Annotated in this window: 1 protein-coding gene; it reads left to right on the top strand. The window is 61.1% G+C overall.

All coding sequences use genetic code 11. From position 1 onward, the window contains the following. Positions 1 to 74: 74 nt before the first annotated feature. A partial coding sequence (locus A3764_RS22065) for a carboxymuconolactone decarboxylase family protein (RefSeq protein WP_067952114.1) occupies positions 75 to 368 on the top strand: 294 nt, incomplete at its 3' end.

Genomic DNA, 368 nt, shown 5'->3' with positions numbered 1-368 from the left:
CTGATTTTCAATATTTATGCGTTGATGATTATACTAAGTCGCTTGCATGAGACGAGGCTTGGAGAGGGACATGCGTGAGTGAGCGATACGATGACGGCATGGCGACCCGGCGCAAGGTGCTGGGCGACGCCCATGTGGACCGCGCCGAAGCCGGAAAGACCGCGTTCGACGTACCGTTCCAGACTATGATCACCGAAGGGGCCTGGGGCACGCTCTGGTCCGATCCCAGGATCCCGCACCGCGAACGGTCCATGCTTACGCTGGCACTGCTGGCGGCCACCGGCAATTTCGAGGAAATCCCGATGCATGTCCGCGCGACGCGGAACACCGGCGCCAGCCCGGACGACATCATGCAGGCCTTCCTGCAC

The organism is Sulfitobacter sp. HI0129, assembly GCF_001635395.1.
Classification (GTDB): domain Bacteria; phylum Pseudomonadota; class Alphaproteobacteria; order Rhodobacterales; family Rhodobacteraceae; genus Sulfitobacter.
Note: the sequence above shows the minus strand (reverse complement) of the source record. Positions and strands in the feature narration are given on the sequence as shown.